Annotated in this window: 17 protein-coding genes and 1 other RNA gene; 9 read left to right on the top strand and 9 right to left on the bottom strand. The window is 52.9% G+C overall.

Going from position 1 to position 18,025, the window contains the following annotated elements; all coding sequences use genetic code 11:
• Positions 1–34: 34 nt before the first annotated feature.
• Both gltC and KI367_RS19105 read right to left on the bottom strand, forming a co-directional pair.
• The gene (gene gltC, locus KI367_RS19110) at positions 35–958 is read right to left on the bottom strand and encodes a glutamate biosynthesis transcriptional regulator GltC (RefSeq protein WP_036706700.1); all 924 of its coding nucleotides are present in this window, start codon (positions 956–958) and stop codon (positions 35–37) included.
• Positions 959–999: 41 nt separating this feature from the next.
• Positions 1,000–1,632 (bottom strand): rhomboid family intramembrane serine protease, encoded by a 633-nt coding sequence (locus tag KI367_RS19105; protein WP_212951673.1) that lies wholly within the window; start codon positions 1,630–1,632, stop codon positions 1,000–1,002.
• A gap of 174 nt (positions 1,633–1,806) precedes the next feature.
• Here KI367_RS19105 and tpx point away from each other — a divergent pair, with 174 nt between their 5' ends.
• On the top strand, positions 1,807–2,325 hold the full coding sequence (tpx, locus tag KI367_RS19100; RefSeq protein ID WP_036706695.1) for a thiol peroxidase: 519 nt from the start codon (positions 1,807–1,809) through the stop codon (positions 2,323–2,325).
• Between the two features lie 191 nt (positions 2,326–2,516).
• Here tpx and KI367_RS19095 read toward each other — a convergent pair whose 3' ends face one another.
• From KI367_RS19095 to KI367_RS19085, 3 genes are all read right to left on the bottom strand, one after another.
• Complete coding sequence (locus KI367_RS19095) at positions 2,517–2,906, bottom strand: DUF1499 domain-containing protein (protein WP_036706691.1); 390 nt, start codon at positions 2,904–2,906, stop codon at positions 2,517–2,519.
• 246 nt (positions 2,907–3,152) lie between these two features.
• Positions 3,153–3,343, bottom strand: a non-coding RNA gene (gene ssrS, locus KI367_RS19090) — 6S RNA.
• A gap of 71 nt (positions 3,344–3,414) precedes the next feature.
• Entirely contained in the window at positions 3,415–4,239 is an 825-nt protein-coding gene (locus KI367_RS19085; protein ID WP_052146767.1) for a YesL family protein, read from the bottom strand.
• A gap of 180 nt (positions 4,240–4,419) precedes the next feature.
• On the opposite strand from KI367_RS19085, the gene KI367_RS19080 reads away from it, so the two are divergent.
• Positions 4,420–4,536 carry a sporulation protein YjcZ gene (locus KI367_RS19080; RefSeq protein WP_081992025.1) on the top strand — a complete coding sequence of 39 codons (117 nt, stop codon included), beginning with the start codon at positions 4,420–4,422 and terminating at the stop codon, positions 4,534–4,536.
• Between the two features lie 100 nt (positions 4,537–4,636).
• On the opposite strand, the gene cshA is transcribed toward KI367_RS19080, so the two are convergent.
• Complete coding sequence (gene cshA / locus KI367_RS19075) at positions 4,637–6,220, bottom strand: degradosome RNA helicase CshA (RefSeq protein WP_212951671.1); 1,584 nt, start codon at positions 6,218–6,220, stop codon at positions 4,637–4,639.
• Between the two features lie 426 nt (positions 6,221–6,646).
• Here cshA and KI367_RS19070 point away from each other — a divergent pair, with 426 nt between their 5' ends.
• Positions 6,647–7,471, top strand: coding sequence for a YitT family protein (locus tag KI367_RS19070; protein ID WP_036706684.1), 825 nt, complete (start codon positions 6,647–6,649; stop codon positions 7,469–7,471).
• A 185-nt stretch (positions 7,472–7,656) separates the two neighbouring features.
• Complete coding sequence (locus KI367_RS19065; RefSeq protein ID WP_197069903.1) at positions 7,657–7,845, top strand: hypothetical protein; 189 nt, start codon at positions 7,657–7,659, stop codon at positions 7,843–7,845.
• A 209-nt stretch (positions 7,846–8,054) separates the two neighbouring features.
• On the opposite strand, the gene rhaA is transcribed toward KI367_RS19065, so the two are convergent.
• Both rhaA and rhaB read right to left on the bottom strand, forming a co-directional pair.
• A complete protein-coding gene (gene rhaA, locus KI367_RS19060) occupies positions 8,055–9,338 on the bottom strand; it encodes an L-rhamnose isomerase (RefSeq protein WP_212951669.1) in 1,284 nt (427 codons plus the stop codon).
• Between the two features lie 54 nt (positions 9,339–9,392).
• Complete coding sequence (rhaB, locus tag KI367_RS19055; protein ID WP_212951667.1) at positions 9,393–10,844, bottom strand: rhamnulokinase; 1,452 nt, start codon at positions 10,842–10,844, stop codon at positions 9,393–9,395.
• Positions 10,845–11,203: 359 nt separating this feature from the next.
• On the opposite strand from rhaB, the gene KI367_RS19050 reads away from it, so the two are divergent.
• Positions 11,204–12,115 (top strand): SDR family oxidoreductase, encoded by a 912-nt coding sequence (locus tag KI367_RS19050; protein WP_212951665.1) that lies wholly within the window; start codon positions 11,204–11,206, stop codon positions 12,113–12,115.
• Here the strand turns inward: KI367_RS19050 and KI367_RS19045 are convergent.
• Positions 12,112–13,224 carry a GntR family transcriptional regulator gene (locus KI367_RS19045; protein ID WP_212951663.1) on the bottom strand — a complete coding sequence of 371 codons (1,113 nt, stop codon included), beginning with the start codon at positions 13,222–13,224 and terminating at the stop codon, positions 12,112–12,114. The two genes, KI367_RS19050 and KI367_RS19045, sit on opposite strands and share 4 nt — an antisense overlap.
• 308 nt (positions 13,225–13,532) lie before the next feature.
• On the opposite strand from KI367_RS19045, the gene KI367_RS19040 reads away from it, so the two are divergent.
• The 4 genes from KI367_RS19040 (at position 13,533) to KI367_RS19025 (ending at position 17,901) form a co-directional block, all read left to right on the top strand.
• Positions 13,533–14,708 carry a putative glycoside hydrolase gene (locus tag KI367_RS19040; protein ID WP_212951662.1) on the top strand — a complete coding sequence of 392 codons (1,176 nt, stop codon included), beginning with the start codon at positions 13,533–13,535 and terminating at the stop codon, positions 14,706–14,708.
• A gap of 249 nt (positions 14,709–14,957) precedes the next feature.
• Positions 14,958–16,322: an MATE family efflux transporter gene (locus tag KI367_RS19035; RefSeq protein WP_036706850.1), complete on the top strand. Its 1,365-nt coding sequence runs from the start codon at positions 14,958–14,960 to the stop codon at positions 16,320–16,322.
• Between the two features lie 161 nt (positions 16,323–16,483).
• On the top strand, positions 16,484–17,173 hold the full coding sequence (locus KI367_RS19030) for a helix-turn-helix domain-containing protein (protein ID WP_212951660.1): 690 nt from the start codon (positions 16,484–16,486) through the stop codon (positions 17,171–17,173).
• Positions 17,089–17,901 carry an IS3 family transposase gene (locus KI367_RS19025; RefSeq protein ID WP_306433250.1) on the top strand — a complete coding sequence of 271 codons (813 nt, stop codon included), beginning with the start codon at positions 17,089–17,091 and terminating at the stop codon, positions 17,899–17,901. Before KI367_RS19030 ends, KI367_RS19025 begins: the two co-directional genes overlap by 85 nt.
• The last annotated feature ends 124 nt before the right edge of the window (positions 17,902–18,025 follow it).

The raw sequence follows: 18,025 nt of genomic DNA, 5'->3' as shown, positions 1-18,025 counted from the left end.
GCCAACCGGCCAGGGGGTTTTATGATTGTTCAGGTTATGTTTTCGGTTTATCGCAAGTTCCGGCTTGCTGCTGCAGTCCGAAGTAGCTGAGCAAAAAGGAGCGGAAGGCCTGAGCCACCCGCGGCAGCTTGTCGTCCGACCGGTGGATCAGCCCGATGGTGCGCGTCACCTTCGGCTCCGAAATCCGTACCCGTGCAGGCTGGAGCGGATTCGTTTGGAATAATGCCATCTCCGGCAAAATGCTTACCCCCATGCCCGCGGCCACCAACCCCCGGATCGTGTCGGTTTCCTCGCCCTCAAACGCGATCTTCGGCGTGAATCCCGCCTCCAAGCAGGCATGCCATACGATCGGCCGCAGCGAGTACCCTTTGCTGAACAGGACGAATTTATCGTCCTTCAACTGGCTGAGCTTGATGCTCTCTTCCTTGGCCAGCGGATGGTTCGGAGGCAAAATCGCAAACAGCTCCTCCGTCAGCATAATCTCCCCTTCCACTTGATCATGCTTCTCCGGAAACGGGGAAATGAAGGCAAGATCCACTTCCGCCGAAATGACGTCGCGGATCAAGGATGGGAACATGCCCTGCTTGAACCTGAATTTCACGTTCGGATACCGCCGCTTGAATTCGGCCACGACAGACGGAATAAGATGGATCCCCAAACTGTGCGGAAAACCGATCCGGATTTCGCCTTGCTCCGGGTCCAAAAATTCATGAACCTCGGCCACCGCCCGGTCGAGATCTTTGAGGATGCTGTCCACCCGTTTGCAAAACAGCTGTCCTACCGGCGTCAGCTGCAGGTTTCTTCCCTTTTGCATAAACAATTGAACGCCCAGCTCTTCCTCCAGCTGATGAATCTGACGGCTGACCGCAGACTGGGCCACGTGAAGCTCCTCCGAAGCCTGGGTGACATGCTCTTTCTGCGCTACCTTCAAAAAATACTGCAACTGTCTTAATTCCACCTGTTACTCGCTCCATTCTGCTTTTTACGCGGGTCCTCTTGCTATGACCTTCCATACCGTTTCTTCAAAATCCTTGCCATTAAGCCGTAAACGAAAAATCCGCCGACCAATCCGCCCAAATGCGCCATCCAGTTGATTTTAATTTGTTCCCCCGAAGCAAACGAGAAAATAATCCCGATGGCAAGCAGGGCATAAATCGTCTTGCGCGAGGATTCGTCCATCAGGTTCCGCTGCAGCAGGGCGATGTAGAGGTAGGCTCCGTACACCCCGTAAACGGCCCCTGAGGCGCCTAACGTAAGGAGCGTTTCCCCCAGACGGTTATAATGCGCCACGGACAAAATATTGCCGATCACGCCGCTGAGCAGGTATAATAGCGCATATCGCCAAGCCCCAAGCAGCCGCTCGAGCGGCGGGCAAAAGACGAGGATGGCAAAATCGTTAAACAAAAGATGCGAAAAACCTCCGTGAAGAAAAAGCGACGTTACGTATCGCCACCATTCGTTCATTCCTTCCACGTTGGTCAGCGCCCCGAATCGGATGATCGTGATGTGATCGGAGGCCCCTCCGTTAAAGACCAGAATCAGGTACATCACTATATTCGCCACAAACAATATCGTCGTAATCGGATAATATTTCAAGTAGCTTTTCCAGTTTTCATAACGAACAAATAACATGCCGCACTTCCTTTTCTATCGCTATATCGGGACCGTCCCGGATATCGGGAAACCATGTTCGCATTCGCTGCGTCGCCATGCCGACATCCGGCTCATTGGACAATGCCTTTTTAAAAAGATTATAATGAATTGGCACGAATCACCAAAATTCCATATCCGAAAGGAGAATCAACCATGGCACAAGAACGCACAGGTGCTGCAACTTTTAAAGGCAATCCGATTACGCTGATCGGTCCCGAACTGAAGGCGGGCGATCAGGCTCCGGACTTTACCGTCAGCAAAAATCTGCTTGAACAGGCTACCCTCAAAGATTTCGCGGGAAAAATCAAGCTGATCAGCGTCGTTCCTTCCCTGGATACCGGCGTATGCGACGCCCAAACCCGCCGTTTCAACGAGGAGGCCTCCGCCCTTGGCGATAACGTGGTCGTACTCACCATCAGCGCCGATCTTCCGTTTGCCCAAGAGCGCTGGTGCGGCGCAGCCGGCGTAGACCGCGTCATCACGCTTTCGGATCACAAGGACATGTCTTTCGGCCAAGCCTACGGCGTCCACATCAAGGAATTCCGTCTGGACATGCGTTCCATTTTCGTTGTCGACCAAAACGACAAAATCACGTACGTGGAATATCTGAAAGAGATGGCCGAACATCCGAATTACGAAAAAGCGGTCGCAGCCGTCAAAGAGCTTCTGTAAGAAACCCTCGCCTTAAGTATATGCTTGCCAGGGCATAAGAAAAAGCCTATCGTCGTTTTTCGTTGAAGACAGACCGCTTTTTCATGTCCTCTGTTCATTCGGATCGGGAAGCGCGTCAACGACGCGTTTTCCCTACCTGAAAAAAAGCGGGAGAAAGCTTGTGTCTTTCTCTCGCTTTTTCATGCCTATCGTTAAGAGACTTTGTATTTGCCCAGTTTCTTGTCGAGTGCCGAAAATAAATTGAGAATAATGCGGTAGTTGGCCCCCAAATCCCCCAGGGAACCTCTGGAAGCGGAATACATGTCAACCGCGCTGCGCACCGGCCCGACCGATAGCACGGATACCGTGATGTCCACCGTTCGTCCGAAAGACGTTCTTTTCTCCAGCGTAATTTCGCCGACGGAAGGAACTTCATGCAAGACCTTATACCCCGGGATCTTTTTTAATGTCGAGGATATTTCCTCCCATGCCTTGTCTTTCGATAAATTGTAGTAGCGCGTCTTCATCTTCGGATCCTTCGCCCGGTCGCTTGTACCTTCCTGACTGCGAAAGATTCCCACTAGAACCCTTTTCAGCGACAAGACCTTTCCCCCTTTGTAGTAAGCATCATCAATACTTTACAGTGTATCATTGTTGGGACCAGAACAAAAGAGAAAGTAAGGGAAAATTCGGCGAAAAGGCAAATTAGCGCGGCTTTCCATAAAGCGTTTGCACGTTTTTGCCATCGCTTCCGAACAGAGTCCGCCGGGACGTTTTTCGTAAACCAAAAAGACACCCCGGTTTGCGGAAAAATCCGCAAGCACGGAGTGCCCTGCCATGTTCTAAAATAAAAACCCGCCTATGCCGTCCGGTTAAATTGTCTTCTGAACCTGCTTTGGCAGGTGGGTGATCGCGGACGCGTTTTTGAAGTCCCCTTGTCATATAGACAGGGCGTTCCAGCCGCGCATCGTAAAAATCTCCCTAGACATCATCATTGGTTCAAAACAACGATTAACCGTGGCGAACATCGCAGGATGTAGTCTTATTATAGACCTTTTTGCTCAAAAAGTAAATGTCGGGAGAAAAATTCCGAAACGAACCGGAGCAGGATCAGTCCTTTCTTGTCGCTTCCCCGCTCCGCCGATCGCCGTCGCCGGGTTCGCCACCGGCTGCATCGGATGAAGCTTCAAGATCAATGCCTGCCCCCGCGGCTTCTTGCTCCTCCAGTTCCTTTTGTTTGATCCGCTCGGCCTGTTCCTGCATTTTGGTGAACGTCGCGTAGAAATTAAAAAATGCCCAGTAAGCAATCAAGCTTCCGCCGAAAAAGAAGATGAGCGCCGGATATTTGGAGCCAATGAACAGCACGACCGCGCTTCCGAGCACCGTCGCGATGACCCGGAACGGGCGGATGATCGTGATCAGCACCGCATTTTTCATGATCTGCCGAATGTTCATATGATAATGGACGATCATGGAAAAGAAATTGAACAAGGACACGAACAAGACGATCAGCAGAATCAGCATCACGATGCCGATGATTTGCATGTTCTTGAACTGCGTCATGTAAACGGTGTAGTCCACCATCATGATCACCAGAAGCAGAACGTAAAAAATGCCTCCGATCATGCTTTGCTTGTAATTTTCCTTGTACGATCTGAAAAACAAGCTGAAAATTTTGACGTCCGGATCGCCCATCACCCATTTGCGCACGACCGCAAACAACGCCGCCGTGGCCGGAAACAATGTAAACGGTGCCACAATACCCATGGCCCAGTTCATTTGAAGCGATTCGTTTACGCCGGTCACCATCAGCCTGGTCACCAGAAAAAAGAAAAACGGAGACGAACAAACCAGCCATAGAATGTTGCTGTAAGCAAAGCGGGTGATCCATTCCGTTAATCTGTAAATACCGCCCATTGCGCCTTTAAATTCCAAGAAAAAGCCTCCTCCTCCACTATCTATGCTCGTACTAATGATATTTTACCGCATTTTAGCCTTACATTGCCAGAGCCTAATTTTTTCGCAAAATGGGTGATGGTCTATACCTCAAGGTGCTCACCCACATAAGATACACAGTAACCCAAAGGAATCAAACACTTAAGGAGGTAATTCTCAATGTCTCATGTTGGTGGATATGGTTATGGTCCTGGTCTTGGTTTGTGGGGTTCCACAGGTGCGATTTTGGTTCTCTTCATTCTGCTGGTCATCATCACGCGCGCATTCATTTTCTAATCCGAGCGAATCCATCCTTGGCAGCAACCAAAAAAGAGACGAAGGGCAGCAATGCCCCTCGTCTCTTTAAGTTTGAGCGGGTAACGTCCCCGCCTTCGGCTTAGCTGTTGTAGGATTCGTCGCGTTTGGACTGGCGTCTGCCCTCGCCGCCGCTGCTGCTGCTGGTGCGCGGCTTGCGGTCCCCGTCGCGGTAGGAATCGCTGCGGCCGCCGCTGCGGTTATAGCCGCCGCGGTTATCGCGGTCGCGGTTGTAGCCGCCTCTGCCGCCGCTGTTGCTGCGGAAACCGCCGTAGTTGCCCGAAGGTCTGCGGCCGTTCCGGAGATCAGGCTTGCCGCTGTTGTAACGGCGTTTCACGCGGATCGGTTCTTCCGGAGTCAGCTGGATTTCGGAATCGCGCTTCTCGCCGGTCAGCATTTTCATCGCCGCGGACAGCAGCTGCACGGAATCGTACTGCTCAAGCAGCTGGATCGCCAAACCTTTGTACTCGTTCAGCTCGCCTTTTTCGATCGTCTCAAGCAAACGCTCGGCAATGATGCGCTGTTTGCCTTCGATCGCTTCGGCCAGCGTCGGCAGCGGTTTGCGGGCGATGCGATGGCGCGTGATCCGTTCGATCAGGTGCAGATGGTCGATTTCGCGAGGCGTCACGAACGACCAAGCCGTTCCTTCCTTGCCTGCCCGGCCCGTACGGCCGATGCGGTGCACATAGCTCTCCGGATCCTGCGGAAGGTCGAAGTTGACGACGTGGGTAACGCCGGACACGTCCAGGCCGCGGGCGGCAACGTCCGTCGCAACCAGCACGTCGATGCTTCCGTCGCGGAATTTGCGCATCACGGTGTCGCGTTGGTTTTGGGACAAGTCCCCATGCAGGCCGTCAGCGGAATATCCGCGTTTTTGCAAAGCTTCCGACAGCTCGTCGACGCGGCGTTTGGTGCGTCCGAATACGATCGCAAGCTCCGGAGATTCCATGTCGATCAAACGGCAAAGCGCTTCGAACTTCTGGCGTTCAGGCACTTCGATGTAAGCTTGATCGATCAGCGGCGCGCTGACTTGTTTCGGCACGACCGACACGTGTTCAGGATCTTTCAAAAATTGCTGGGCAAGTCTTTGGATGTTAGGCGGCATTGTTGCGGAGAAAAGCATCGTTTGGCGATTTTCCGGAACCAGCTTCAGGATCGATTGGATATCTTCCATAAAGCCCATGTCCAGCATTTCATCGGCTTCGTCCAGAATGACGGTTTCGACGTCGTCGAGACGGATGGTTTTACGGTTGATATGATCCAGCAAACGGCCTGGAGTACCGATAATGATTTGCGGTTTTTTCTTCAAGGCGCGAATTTGGCGTCCGATGTCTTGGCCGCCGTAAATCGGCAGGGAGCCGATGCCTTTGAAGCGGGTAAGCTTTCCGATTTCCTCCGCCACCTGGATGGCCAGCTCGCGGGTCGGGGTCATGACAAGCGCCACGATTTTGTCCGTTTCCTTCGAGATTTTGTTGATCAGCGGGATGCCGAATGCGGCCGTTTTGCCCGTACCGGTCTGTGCCTGACCGATCAAGTCGCGTCCCGTCATTGCGATCGGGATCGCCTGTGCCTGAATAGGTGTCGCTTCCTCGAATCCAAGCTCGGTAATGGCCCGTAGAACCTTCGGCTCAAGGCCTAAATCTGCAAAATTTTTCAAAATATTCATACTCCTTCTATATAGTGGACATTCCACAATCTTGTCTGTATTCTTAAGTAGCGGTAAACATATATAGGTTAGCCATTCTTCATGATTTTTTGCATGGCTTATATTCTCTATAGCGTTTATTCAGGGCAAAAACGCCTACAGGGACTTTGCATGACATCGATTCAAGCCGCTCCGGAGCACAATGTGTAGACGAAGCACCCGCTTCCCGATCCATCAATTGCCAAACGAAACGCCGCTCATCGCAAAATCTCTTTTAAGTAAACGGTAATTTTCTCCTGAAACAATGTCAGAATAAAACTATTGTACAAGCCTACTCAAGAATATCCAATCCATTATATCACAAACTAAATTACAAACACCAGCGGCTTGAAACTAAGATTGAAAATTTTTATGAAAATGAATCGCATAGAAAATTGAGGTGAGGCTGTGAAGCTCCGTAATATTTGGAAATATATCGGCGTGATCGTCGGCGCGGCGTTTATCGCCTGCGGATTCAATCTGTTCCTGGTCCCCCACAAGCTGTTAAGCGGCGGGGTATCCGGCCTGTCGATGCTGGTCAATTATTTTACCCCGATGAATCTCAGCGTGCTGTATTTCGTGTTTAACGTGCCGATTTTGGTCGCGGGCTGGTTCCAGCTCGGGAAGCGGTTTATCGTGCTCAGCATTTTGTCGGTCGTGGCCACGACCGCATTTATCGCCGTCGTTCCGGTCAACCTGCTCGCGACCGATACGCTGATCGCTTCGGTGTTCGGAGGCGTCCTGGTCGGCGTCGGTGCAGGCATCTCCTTCCGGGCGGGCGGCTCCTCGGGCGGTTTTGACATTATCGGCTCCATCGTGACGCGATACCGGGACTTCCCTGTCGGCAACGTGCTGGTTGCGATGAACGGCCTGGTCATCCTTGCCGCGGGATACTTGCAGAACGACTGGAATCTTGCCCTGGCCTCGATGATCTCCATTTTCGTCACCGGCAAGATGGTCGATTTCATCCACGTCAGCCATTTCAAAGTCACCGTCTATATCATTACCAACGAAACGGAGGCCCTTTTGGAAAAACTGCTCGAACGACCGCGCGGCGTGACCAAAATCAAAACCGAAGGGGCTTTTTCCCACGAATCCAAGGACATGCTGATGACGGTAACCACCCGCTACGAGCTCCAAGAGCTGAAGCGGATCATCAAGCAGACCGACCCGAAAGCTTTCGTCAACATCGTCGAGACCGTCGGGGTCATGGGTTCGTTCCGCAGAAGTTGAATTTGGCTCCCTTTGTGTAAAAAGGATGCGTTTTGTGGTATATTAATGGTGCGCGGTACCTGCATGAGTTCCATGAGATTAGGATCGACAAAGGTTTTCCAGGCACTTACACGCTTTTCCGGTTCCTTGGCTTTAAAGATTTAGGGCTCTGAAGAATCCGAGAGGAAAGGGTGATTTTTGTGGAAATGGAAACGGTCAAATTGTCCCAAATCGTCATGAAGTGGTTCCCCGACATGATGCCATTTTTGAAGCAAAAAGAACTGAATTCACTCATCGTGCTGCGGGACGGACTGGGTATCCTGGAACAGGAAGATGCCATGGAAATTATCCAGTACAGCATCTGCGAACATCAAAGCTCTGCGCCTCTTCAATGAATGAAGATGTGGTTAGTTCACCGAAAGATCCGTGCCGCCTCGCAGTCAGTCCCTGAACCATACTGAGACAGGCGGCATTTTTAATCCGTTCATGTGATATATGCCATGAGGCCAAAAAGAACCGGCGGCTCAAGAATCTTGGGCTTCCGGTTCTTTGCGTTCTTCCGTTTGTCCCTGCAGTGAAAAACGTTCCCGCAAAAAAGGCTCTTTTAACCGACGACGGATCCTTTCGCTTGCGTTCTGGGGAACAACACTTCCCGTTCGTATCGCTTGACCTCCGCCAGCCATTCTTCCCTTACCGGCGTGCCCGATTTCCAGCAGTAGTAATCCCAGACCGCCCCGAACGGATAGGACTTGAATTCTTCAACAAGCGCCAGCCTGGACGTAAAATCCCCTTCCAGCTCGATCTCTTTCAGCCGGTCCACCGGCTCGAGCATCGCCCGCAGCAGCGCTTTCAGCGTGTTTCTGGTGCCGATGACCCATGCTGCCACATGGTTGATGCTGCCGTCGAAGAAGTCGAGGCCGATATGGGTTTTGTCCAGCAGTTCGCCGCGGACCAGCTCGCGGGCAATGTCGAGCAGCTCGTCGTCCATCGTCACGACATGGTCGCTGTCCCACCGCACCGGACGGCTGACGTGGAGCAGCAGCTGCTTGCCGAACAGCAGCCAGGACGAAAGCTTATTGGAGATCGTTTCCGTCGGATGGAAATGCCCCGAATCAAAGCAGATGGTTTTTCCGCGGCTCAGGGCGTACCCCATATAAAATTCATGGGAGCCTACCACGTAGCTTTCGGAGCCGAGGCCGAACAGCTTGCTCTCGACGGCATCGATATTATAGCTTTCGTCGATCGGTTCGCGGAATACCTCGTCAAGGGATTCCATCAGCCGGACGCGCGGCGACAAACGGTCGATCGGGGTGTCCTTGTACCCGTCCGGAATCCAAAGGTTCGTCACGCAGGGCTGCCCCAGCTCCCGGCCGAAATATTCGGCGATTTTCCGCGAGGCTTTGCAGTGATCGATCCAAAACCTGCGGATCCCCGCGTCCGGATGGCTGAGCGTAAAGCCGTCGTTCGCTTTTTCATGCGAAAAGCACGTCGGATTAAAATCCAAGCCGTAGCCTTTGGCCTTGGCCCATGCCACCCAATTTTCAAAATGCCTCGGCGCCAGCGCGTCCAAATCAACCCGCTCGTCCGTATCCGCGTAGATGGCATGCAAATTGACCTTATGCCTGCCCGGTATGAGCTCGAACGCCTTGTCAAGATCGGCCCGCAGCTGGTCCGGCGTGCCGGCGCGCCCCGGATAACTCCCGGTGACGGCAATGCCGCCGCCAAGCTCCCGGCTCTTGTTCAAAAATCCCCTGACGTCGTCCCCCTGCCAGCAGTGAAGCGATATCTTGATGCGGGAAAGCCGTTCGAGGACGCCGTCCACGTCGATGCCGTGCTTCCCGTAAAGCTTCTTGGCTTCATCAAAACTGTTTTGAATCGTCGACTCCATCTGTTTCCCCTCCGGATTCTTCAAATGAAATGGTGGCGTCCCACCCGGTTCGTTTCAGCCAAGCGACCGGTATTTCGCCCGAAGTTCGGCCAAAAGACCGCTGTCCATCGGCCGGGGCGCATACGCGCGGACCGGAAAGGAGCGGCGGATCAGATCCCTTGCCTCCTGGATGTCCCGGATGGCTCCGTCCGCGATCATCTGGACCGCAAGGTTGCCCAGCACCGTCGCTTCCGTCGGCCCGGCATAAATCGCCATGCCAAGCACGTCGGCGCTCAGCTGGCATAAAAACCCGTTGTTCGCGCCGCCGCCGACGACGTGAAGCTGCTTCAGCCGCTCCCCGGTCACCTCCTGCAACTCGCGGACATAGACGTCGTAAGACAGCGCCATGCTGTCGAAAATGCACCGGGCCAGTTCCCCGGCGGTCGCCGGCACCGGCTGGCCGGACTCCCTGCAGAAGCCGCGGATCGCTTCCGTCATTTTCGGCGGATTCATGAACCGGCTGTCGTTGCATGGAATAAGCGATCGGAAAGGTTCGGCCGCCGCAGCCATTTCCGCCAGTTCCGCAAAGGAATATGCGTCATCGGCTTCCTTGCGCACCTGCTGGATGAGCCACATGCCCATCATGTTTTTCAAAAACCGGTACGTGCCGAAGGCTCCCCATTCGTTGGTGTAATTGCGCTCCATGGCAAGCCGGCTCGTCAAGGGATGCTCCCGTTCCACGCCGATCAGGGACCAGGTGCCGCTGCTGAGATACCCCCATGACGTTCCTTGGGCCGGAACCCCAAGCACTGCCGATGCCGTATCGTGCGTTGCCGCCGAGATGACCTCGCAGCGGGGAAGGCCGTGCTCCCGGACAAGCTCGCCTAGGACGGCGCCCAGACGGACGCCCGGCCGGACAAGATCGGGAAATTGGCTTCTTTGCAGCCCAAGCAGCGCCAACAGATCGGAATCGTAATCCTGCGTTTGCCAATTGAGCATTTGGGTCGTCGAGGCGTTGGTCGCTTCGCTTGCCAAAACCCCGCACAGCCGGTAGTGCAGGTAATCGGGAACGAGAAGGATATGCTTCGCCGCCTCCAGCTCCTCCCGGTCATGCACGAACAACTGGTAAAGCGTGTTAAAGGATAATTGCTGGATGCCCGTTTTTTCATAGACTTCCTGAAACGAAAGATGCCGGTGCAGACGTTCCGGGGCGCCGTTCGTCCGGGGATCGCGGTACGCAAAAACCTCCCCGATCCTCTCCCCCTTCCGGTTCAACAGCACGTAGTCCACCGCCCAGGTATCGATGCCGAGCGTGCATTCGTCGACGCCGAGCGTTTTTGCCATTTGCAGTCCCGTAAGAATCTGCCCGAACAAATACTCGATATCCCAGCAAAACTTCCCGTCTTTTTCATGGAATCCGTTGCCGAACCGGTGAATCTCCTGTAAGCGGAGCGCTCCTTCCCGAAGCGTCCCCCAGATGACCCTGCCGCTGGAAGCGCCGATATCGACGGCCAAATAATGGTTCATATGCATGACTCCCGAAATGGATTTTTTCACACCCAAAATCATATGCGAAGCCCTTCGCGCTTTGAACGGTTTGTGCATGACGGCATAGCAAGTTTATTGGCGCACTTTCGCATAGCTGTTCAACCAATGGCAAAAAATGTATTGTATACTTTTTTTAATTAAGTATATTGAACACTTGGCGGTTATGCAATCATTTTTTGGATGAATCGGAAGATTTTATCGTTTCCGGGGCCTTTAAACCGATAATTAGCGTATACTTTGCTTTGGATTTTGAATATCGTCCATCTACGACAGGTTTTGTCATCGTTAACGTATATCCTAAAAGCGTCAAATGAATTTTTTGAAAGGGGAGACAGAACGTGAATTCATTAGAAGGAAAAGTAGCATTGGTCGCGGGAGCGACCCGTGGAGCCGGCAGGGGCATCGCCGTCGAGTTAGGGGCGGCTGGAGCCGTCGTTTATGTCACCGGACGAACGACGAGGGAGCAGGCTTCCGAGTACGGCCGTCCCGAAACCATCGAAGAAACGGCGGAGCTCGTCAACCGCGCGGGAGGCAAAGGCATTCCCGTACGGACGGATCATTTGGATCCGGAACAGGTTCGGGCTTTGATGAACCGCATCGAGGCGGAGCAAGGACGGCTGGACGTGCTCGTCAACGACATTTGGGGCGGGGAACATCTGATCGAGTGGAACATGCCCGTATGGGAACAATCGCTGGAAAAGGGATTCCGAATGCTGCGGCTGGCAATCGACACCCACCTCATCACGAACCATTTCGCGCTCCCCCTGCTGATCCGGAGCGGCAAGGGGCTGGTCGTCGAAATGACGGACGGGACGGCCGCGTACAACGACCGGAATTACCGGTTGTCCATGTTTTACGATTTGGCCAAAACCTCGGTCCTTCGAATGGCCAAATCGCTGGCCCACGAGCTGCGGCCCCATGGATGCACAGCCGTCGCGGTAACGCCCGGCTGGATGCGTTCCGAAATCATGCTCGACCACTACGGGGTGCGGGAAGAGAACTGGCGGGACGCGCTTGTGAAGGAACCTCATTTCATCATCTCGGAGACGCCGCGCTTCGTCGGACGTGCGGTTGCCGCCCTGGCCGGGGACCCGGAAGCAGGCCGCTGGAACGGCTGCTCGGTCTCCAGCGGAGAGCTGGCCAAAGTATACGGTTTTTGCGATGTGGACGGGTCGCGGCCCGATGCCTGGAGATATATCGAAGAGGTGCAGGAAAAAGGCAAGCCGGCCGATGCCGCCGGGTATCGCTAAGCGTCGGCATCCCGGGCCAAAGGCGCCGTCGAATCCCGCACGATGACCGTCGGGACGATTTCCTCGCGGAGCGGGCCGCTCTCTTCGTCCTTCACCCCGAGCAAAAGGATTTCGGCGGCACGCTCCCCAAGCTTGCGGGTGTTTTGGTTGACGGTCGACAAGGCGGGATTCGTAAATTCGCTGATGGCAAGATCATCGTAACCCATGATGCTGACATCCTCCGGGATGCGGATCCCCAACTCCTTGGCGGCGGTCATCGCCCCGATGGCTTTCAGGTCGCTGGCGCCAAACACGGCCGTCGGAGGGTGCTCAAGCGACATCAGCGCCTTGAATCCCCGGTATCCCGTATCCGCGAAGTCCTCCCCCGGCAATACGGCGATGAGATCCTGATTGAAGGGAATCTGATGCTGGGACAATGCCAGGCGGTAACCCTGCAGGCGCAAGGAGAATTCCTGGTTGATATCCATCATGGATTCTCCCGGCAGGATCATCCCGATCTCCCGATGTCCCAGCGAAATCAGGTGATGCGTCGCCAGATACCCTCCCGTCAAATTGTCGACGATGACGTAAGGAATGCCCAGATGCGGGTAAAAGAAATGAACGGTCACCATCCGCCGTTTTTCTTCCTGCCATCCGGTCAGATGCCGGATATCGAACGCATGGTTGCTCGTGAGCAACACGATTCCCGCGTTCAGGTCGTCCGGCAGCTTATACGTTTCGTCCAACCCCCACAGAAAAAAGCGGATGCCGTTGTCTTCGCATACCTCCCGGATCCCTTGAAACATTTCCGTGAAAAACGGATGGTTAAACGAAGCCACGGCCTCGTTTTTGTAGACTAAATATATGGTGCGCATCGCCCCCCGCTGCGGGGCTGCCACCTCTTCCTTCACAAAACTTCCTTTGCCGCGAATCCGGTAGATGTAGCCTTCCTGCACCAGATCGGCCAAAGCCCGCCGCGACGTGATTTCGCTGGTGTTGAATTGTTTGGCCAGCTCGACTTGCGTCGGCAGCGGATCATGCGCCTGCAATTCGCCGTTTTCGATCCGGCGTTTAATGTCATTGATAATATATTGGTACATCGGCGTCTTGTCCGATTTTTCCATGCCCATAATCGTAATCACTCCCTACAGAATGAATTAAGTATACTTTAGGAGATGTGCTTTCGCAAGATCAGGGCCTAAACCTCATTGCGATCATTTCCAGCATTGCGTAAATCCTGGCAATCCCCTTGCCCATATGTATTTCGTTTCCCCGCAGGCAAAGATACTCCATATAACGGCGAACCGCTTGAGGACCCCTTGCAAAACCGCGCAACTTTCGACGGTAATCATCGTCAAATTGTTACAAACCTGTTGTTTTTAAGCTTATGCGTTCTAATATAATCGTAATGTGAACGCTAACAAGGGAGAGAATTGTTATGAATATCATCTTTGCACTGCTGTTGTTGTTAGGCGGCAGCGCAGCCCATCATCCGCAGAGCGGCAGCGACCAAGCCGCCAATATGTTGAAGTCCGCCATTCATTCGGCCGTCGAGGCTTCCCGGCAAAACGAGGTCGCCGCAAGCGCGAACGGTTCGGCCGCCAAAACCGATCCCCAAACGGACGCCCCCAAAGTCAAAGGCGTGTACGTCACGGCCTACAGCGCCGGAGGGTCGCGCATGAACCAGCTTCTCGACCTCGTGGATCAAACGGACCTGAACGCCATGGTCATCGACATTAAAGACGATGCCGGATACATAACGTACAAAACGGACAACCCGGTGCTGATCAAAAACGGGCACCCGCAGCCGTTTATCCGCGACATCCGCGGGCTCATGGATCGCCTGAAAAAACACAATGTATATCCGATCGCGCGGGTCGTCGTGTTCAAAGATACGGTTCTTGCCAAAAAACGTCCTGATCTTTCCTTTGCCAAAAGCGACGGAACCGTATGGAAAAACGGCAAAGGCGACAGCTTCGTCAACCCGTTCAGCAAGGAAGTGTGGGATTACAACGTGGAAATCGCCAAAGAAGCGGCCAAGCTGGGCTTTAAAGAAATCCAGTTCGATTACGTCCGCTTCCCCGAGGGCTTCGAAAAACGGGCCGACTCCCTGAAATACGCCAAAAACGGCAAAACCCGCGTGGAAACGGTCGCCGATTTCGTGCAGTATGCCCGCAATCAGCTCTCCCCGATGGGCGTCCGCGTTTCGGTCGACATTTTCGGTTATGCGGCATCGGTGCCTGCGGCGGAAGGAATCGGCCAGGATTTCAACAAAATCTCCGCTAACGTCGACGTGATCAGCCCGATGGTGTATCCAAGCCATTACACGCAGGGCTGGTTCGGAGCCAAGGACCCCGACAAGGAGCCGTACCGCACGATCAAAGGCTCGATGGTCGACACCTTCAAAAAACTCGAGCCGCTCAAGGACCGGCAGCCGATCGTTCGCCCGTGGATCCAGGATTTTACCGCCAGTTGGCTGGGAAGCGGCCACTACGTCAAATACGGCAAAACGCAGGTCGAAGAGCAGATTCGGGCGTTGAAGGATATGCATATCGACGAATATTTGCTGTGGAATGCCACAAACCGCTATTCGCAAGGCGTGGTTTACAAATAATTTGCTCTATCGCGCAAATCCGTTTCACAGCCGAAACCCGGTCCCTCCAAGGCCGGGTTTCGGTCTTTTAAGATTTTCCCCGACAGGGCAAATCCCTGCTTCAAGGCTTGTGATCTCCGGCGGTTTCTTCATTTCCTGCACGGCTTTCCGGTTATTTAACAGTCATCCCTGTTCAAACGGAGGCTTATGTTTTACAATAGATTCCTGCCGTTCAAAAGCGCGAAATTTATATATACTGTGAGGCTTAACATGAAAACAACGGTAACGCTCAGTCAGAAATCGAAACAATTTCTCGTCATCTTGCTGCCGATCCTGATCACGCAAATCGCTCTTTCCGCCATTACGTTTTTTGATACGAACATGTCGGGGCATGCCGGTTCCACCGATTTGGCCGGCGTCGCCATCGGCTCCAGCCTGTGGGTCCCGCTGCAAACGGGCTTGAGCGGTATTTTGATGGGCATGACTCCGATCGTCTCCCATCTGATCGGCGGGGGTCAGGCCCAAAAGGTCGCCTATCACGTCATGCAGGGACTATGGCTGGCCCTGCTGCTTGCGGTCGCGATTTTAGCCATCGGCAGCATGCTGCTTCCCGTCATTCTGGACGGGATGAATCTCGATGCCCCGGTCCGCAGCGTCGCGTTCCGCTTTTTGAGCTTTTTGTCGATCGGCATCATTCCGATGTTCGGTTATACGGTGCTCCGCAGCTATATCGACGCTCTCGGCCATACGAAAATTTCCATGACGATTACGCTCATCTCCCTGCCGATCAACATTTTTCTGAACTATCTGCTCATCTTCGGTAATTGGGGATTTCCCCGCCTTGGGGGCGCCGGTGCCGGGATCGCCTCGGCGATTACGTATTGGTGCGTGTTTGCGGTCGCTGTCACGTTCGTGATCCGGCTGAAACCGTTCGCCGCTTACGGCATTTTCCGCAAGTTTCACGGCGTATCTTTAAAAGTATGGAAGGAACTGCTCAAAATCGGCGTGCCGATCGGCTTTTCGATTTTTTTCGAAACCGCCGTTTTTGCCGCGGTAACGCTTCTGATGAGCCGCTTTAACACGATAACGATTGCGGCGCACCAGGCGGCGATGAACTTCGCGAGCACGCTGTACATGATCCCGCTGAGCATCAGCATGGCATTAACCATCCTCGTCGGTTTCGAAAAAGGCGCCGGGCGGCTGAAGGATGCGCGGCAATACAGCATCCTCGGCATCGGTTCGGCGGTGGTCCTGTCGCTTGCAACCGCCGTGGTGCTGCTCGTCGCCGGCAAATACGTCGCCGGCTTGTATTCAGAGGAAAGCAACGTCATTGCGCTGACGCAGCATTTTCTGATCTATGCGATTTTCTTCCAGATATCCGATGCGATCGCAACGCCGGTCCAGGGCGCGCTCCGCGGGTACAAGGACGTCAATCCCGCCTTTATCATTACCTTTATTTCGTATTGGGTGATCGGGCTTCCCGTCGGGTACCTCCTCGCCTCCTTTACGTCGCTGGGCGCTTTCGGCTTTTGGATCGGGCTCATTGCCGGGCTCGCCGCAGGCGCAACCCTGCTGCTCTGGCGCCTTGTAAGGGTGCAGCGCGCGAGCCGGGAGAACAAAGCCATCGCCGCATGACTCTGCCTGAAACGTTCGTCCGGATTCAAGCGCATCCCTCCATCCATGAGCTGCGATCAAGCGAACAGAAAAAGCCGTCCCGGGTCGATTGATATGCTCCCATCATAGTAGACAGTAGAAAAAATAAAAACTTCTACTACTACAACGATGGGAGTATTTCTATGTCTAAAAGAAGTTCAACTTCAATTGAAACGAAACTGCATGCCATACAGCGATGCCTGGAGCACAGGTCAAATCCAAACTATGAAGCGAGACAACTAGGGGTTAGTTCCCACACAGTTAGAGAGTGGATAAGAAAATACAGAGCAGATGGTTTGGATGGATTGGGGGAATCGAGAACATGGAAAACGTATTCAAGGGAATTGAAAATTGCTGCTGTTCAGGATGTGTTATCTGGACATTGCTCCCTTGAAGAGGCGACAAGGAAGCATCGTATTTCCAGCAACAGTGTGTTGCGGAAATGGATTAACAAGTATACTAAGGAGATAGAATTAAAACCTACTCTTAAAGGAAGAGGACTATCTCAAATGAACAAAGGACGTAAAACAACTTACGAGGAACGTATTGAAATTGCGCAATATACAATCGCTAATGGTTTGGATTATCAGAAAGCCATCGAAAAGTACGGTGTATCTTATCAGCAAGTGTATGCCTGGGTTCGGAAGTATCAAGCAGGCAGTGAAGATGCTCTTAAGGACAATCGCGGTCGAAAGAAGCCTGTAGAGGAACTGGATGAGCATGAACGTCTCAAGCTGCGGATCAAGGAATTAGAAGCTCGAAACGAATACCTGGAGATGGAGAATGCCTTCGCAAAAAAGTTGGCGGAGATCAAGCGACGAAATACACGCTAACCCTTGTTCGACAAGTAAACTTGTATCAAGCGATTCAAGAACTGAACAAAGAAAAAGGTTACGCAATTAAGAAGTTGTGTGCGTTAGCAGGGGTTGCTCGATCTGCCTATTACAAGTGGTTAGGTTGGACGCCATCTACCAAGGAACTTGAAATTCAAGTGCTAGCCAAAGAAGTAAAGCTTCGTTATGACAAGCGAAACGGAATACTTGGCTACCGCCAAATGCGTACTCAATTAAACCGAAAGCTCAAAAAGCAGTACAACAAAAAGCGCTATTACCGAATTATGCGTGCGCTTGGCCTCAAAGCAGTCATTCGTAAGAAACGACCAAGCTATATGAAAGCCCCAGAGACCCATGTCGTTGAAAATGTAATGAACCGTAACTTTGAGGCCCAGTCTCCAAATACAAAGTGGTGTACAGATGTGACAGAACTGAAGTATGGAAATGGCCGCAAAGCCTATTTAAGCGCCATTATCGATGTATATGATAACTCCATTGTTTCATGGGTATTAAGCCATTCCAACAACACTAAACTCGTGGTGGATACGCTGAAGCAGGCTTATGAGAAGAATCCCGGTGTAACCCCACTCCTACACAGCGACAGAGGTTTCCAGTACACGTCCCACGAGTATAATCGGCTCCAACTAAAGTATGGATTTATGAAAAGCATGTCTCGTGTGAGCCGATGCTTGGACAACCAACCTATTGAGCGCTTTTGGGGTACTTAGGGCTTGCTGAATAATCAAAAAATCCTTATCTCACAAGGGTTTAGAGGCACTATTGTCGAATTCATCTGCAAAGAAAACACGGAAAATCGGTAAAAAACCTTGCAGATGGAGTGAGCGAAAGTGT

Origin of the sequence: Paenibacillus cookii, assembly GCF_018333375.1 — a bacterium.
Lineage (GTDB): Bacteria > Bacillota > Bacilli > Paenibacillales > Paenibacillaceae > Paenibacillus_AQ > Paenibacillus_AQ cookii.
Note: the sequence above shows the minus strand (reverse complement) of the source record. Positions and strands in the feature narration are given on the sequence as shown.

Coding starts and splice junctions, on each gene's coding strand:
- KI367_RS19035 (WP_036706850.1), top strand. CDS start 14,958: ATGAAAACAACGGTAACGCTCAGTCAGAAATCGAAACAATTTCTCGTC.
- KI367_RS19105 (WP_212951673.1), bottom strand. CDS start 1,632: ATGTTATTTGTTCGTTATGAAAACTGGAAAAGCTACTTGAAATATTAT.
- KI367_RS19080 (WP_081992025.1), top strand. CDS start 4,420: ATGTCTCATGTTGGTGGATATGGTTATGGTCCTGGTCTTGGTTTGTGG.
- KI367_RS19045 (WP_212951663.1), bottom strand. CDS start 13,224: ATGGGCATGGAAAAATCGGACAAGACGCCGATGTACCAATATATTATC.
- rhaB (WP_212951667.1), bottom strand. CDS start 10,844: ATGAACCATTATTTGGCCGTCGATATCGGCGCTTCCAGCGGCAGGGTC.
- KI367_RS19030 (WP_212951660.1), top strand. CDS start 16,484: ATGTCTAAAAGAAGTTCAACTTCAATTGAAACGAAACTGCATGCCATA.
- KI367_RS19065 (WP_197069903.1), top strand. CDS start 7,657: ATGGAAACGGTCAAATTGTCCCAAATCGTCATGAAGTGGTTCCCCGAC.
- KI367_RS19040 (WP_212951662.1), top strand. CDS start 13,533: ATGAATATCATCTTTGCACTGCTGTTGTTGTTAGGCGGCAGCGCAGCC.
- tpx (WP_036706695.1), top strand. CDS start 1,807: ATGGCACAAGAACGCACAGGTGCTGCAACTTTTAAAGGCAATCCGATT.
- cshA (WP_212951671.1), bottom strand. CDS start 6,220: ATGAATATTTTGAAAAATTTTGCAGATTTAGGCCTTGAGCCGAAGGTT.
- rhaA (WP_212951669.1), bottom strand. CDS start 9,338: ATGGAGTCGACGATTCAAAACAGTTTTGATGAAGCCAAGAAGCTTTAC.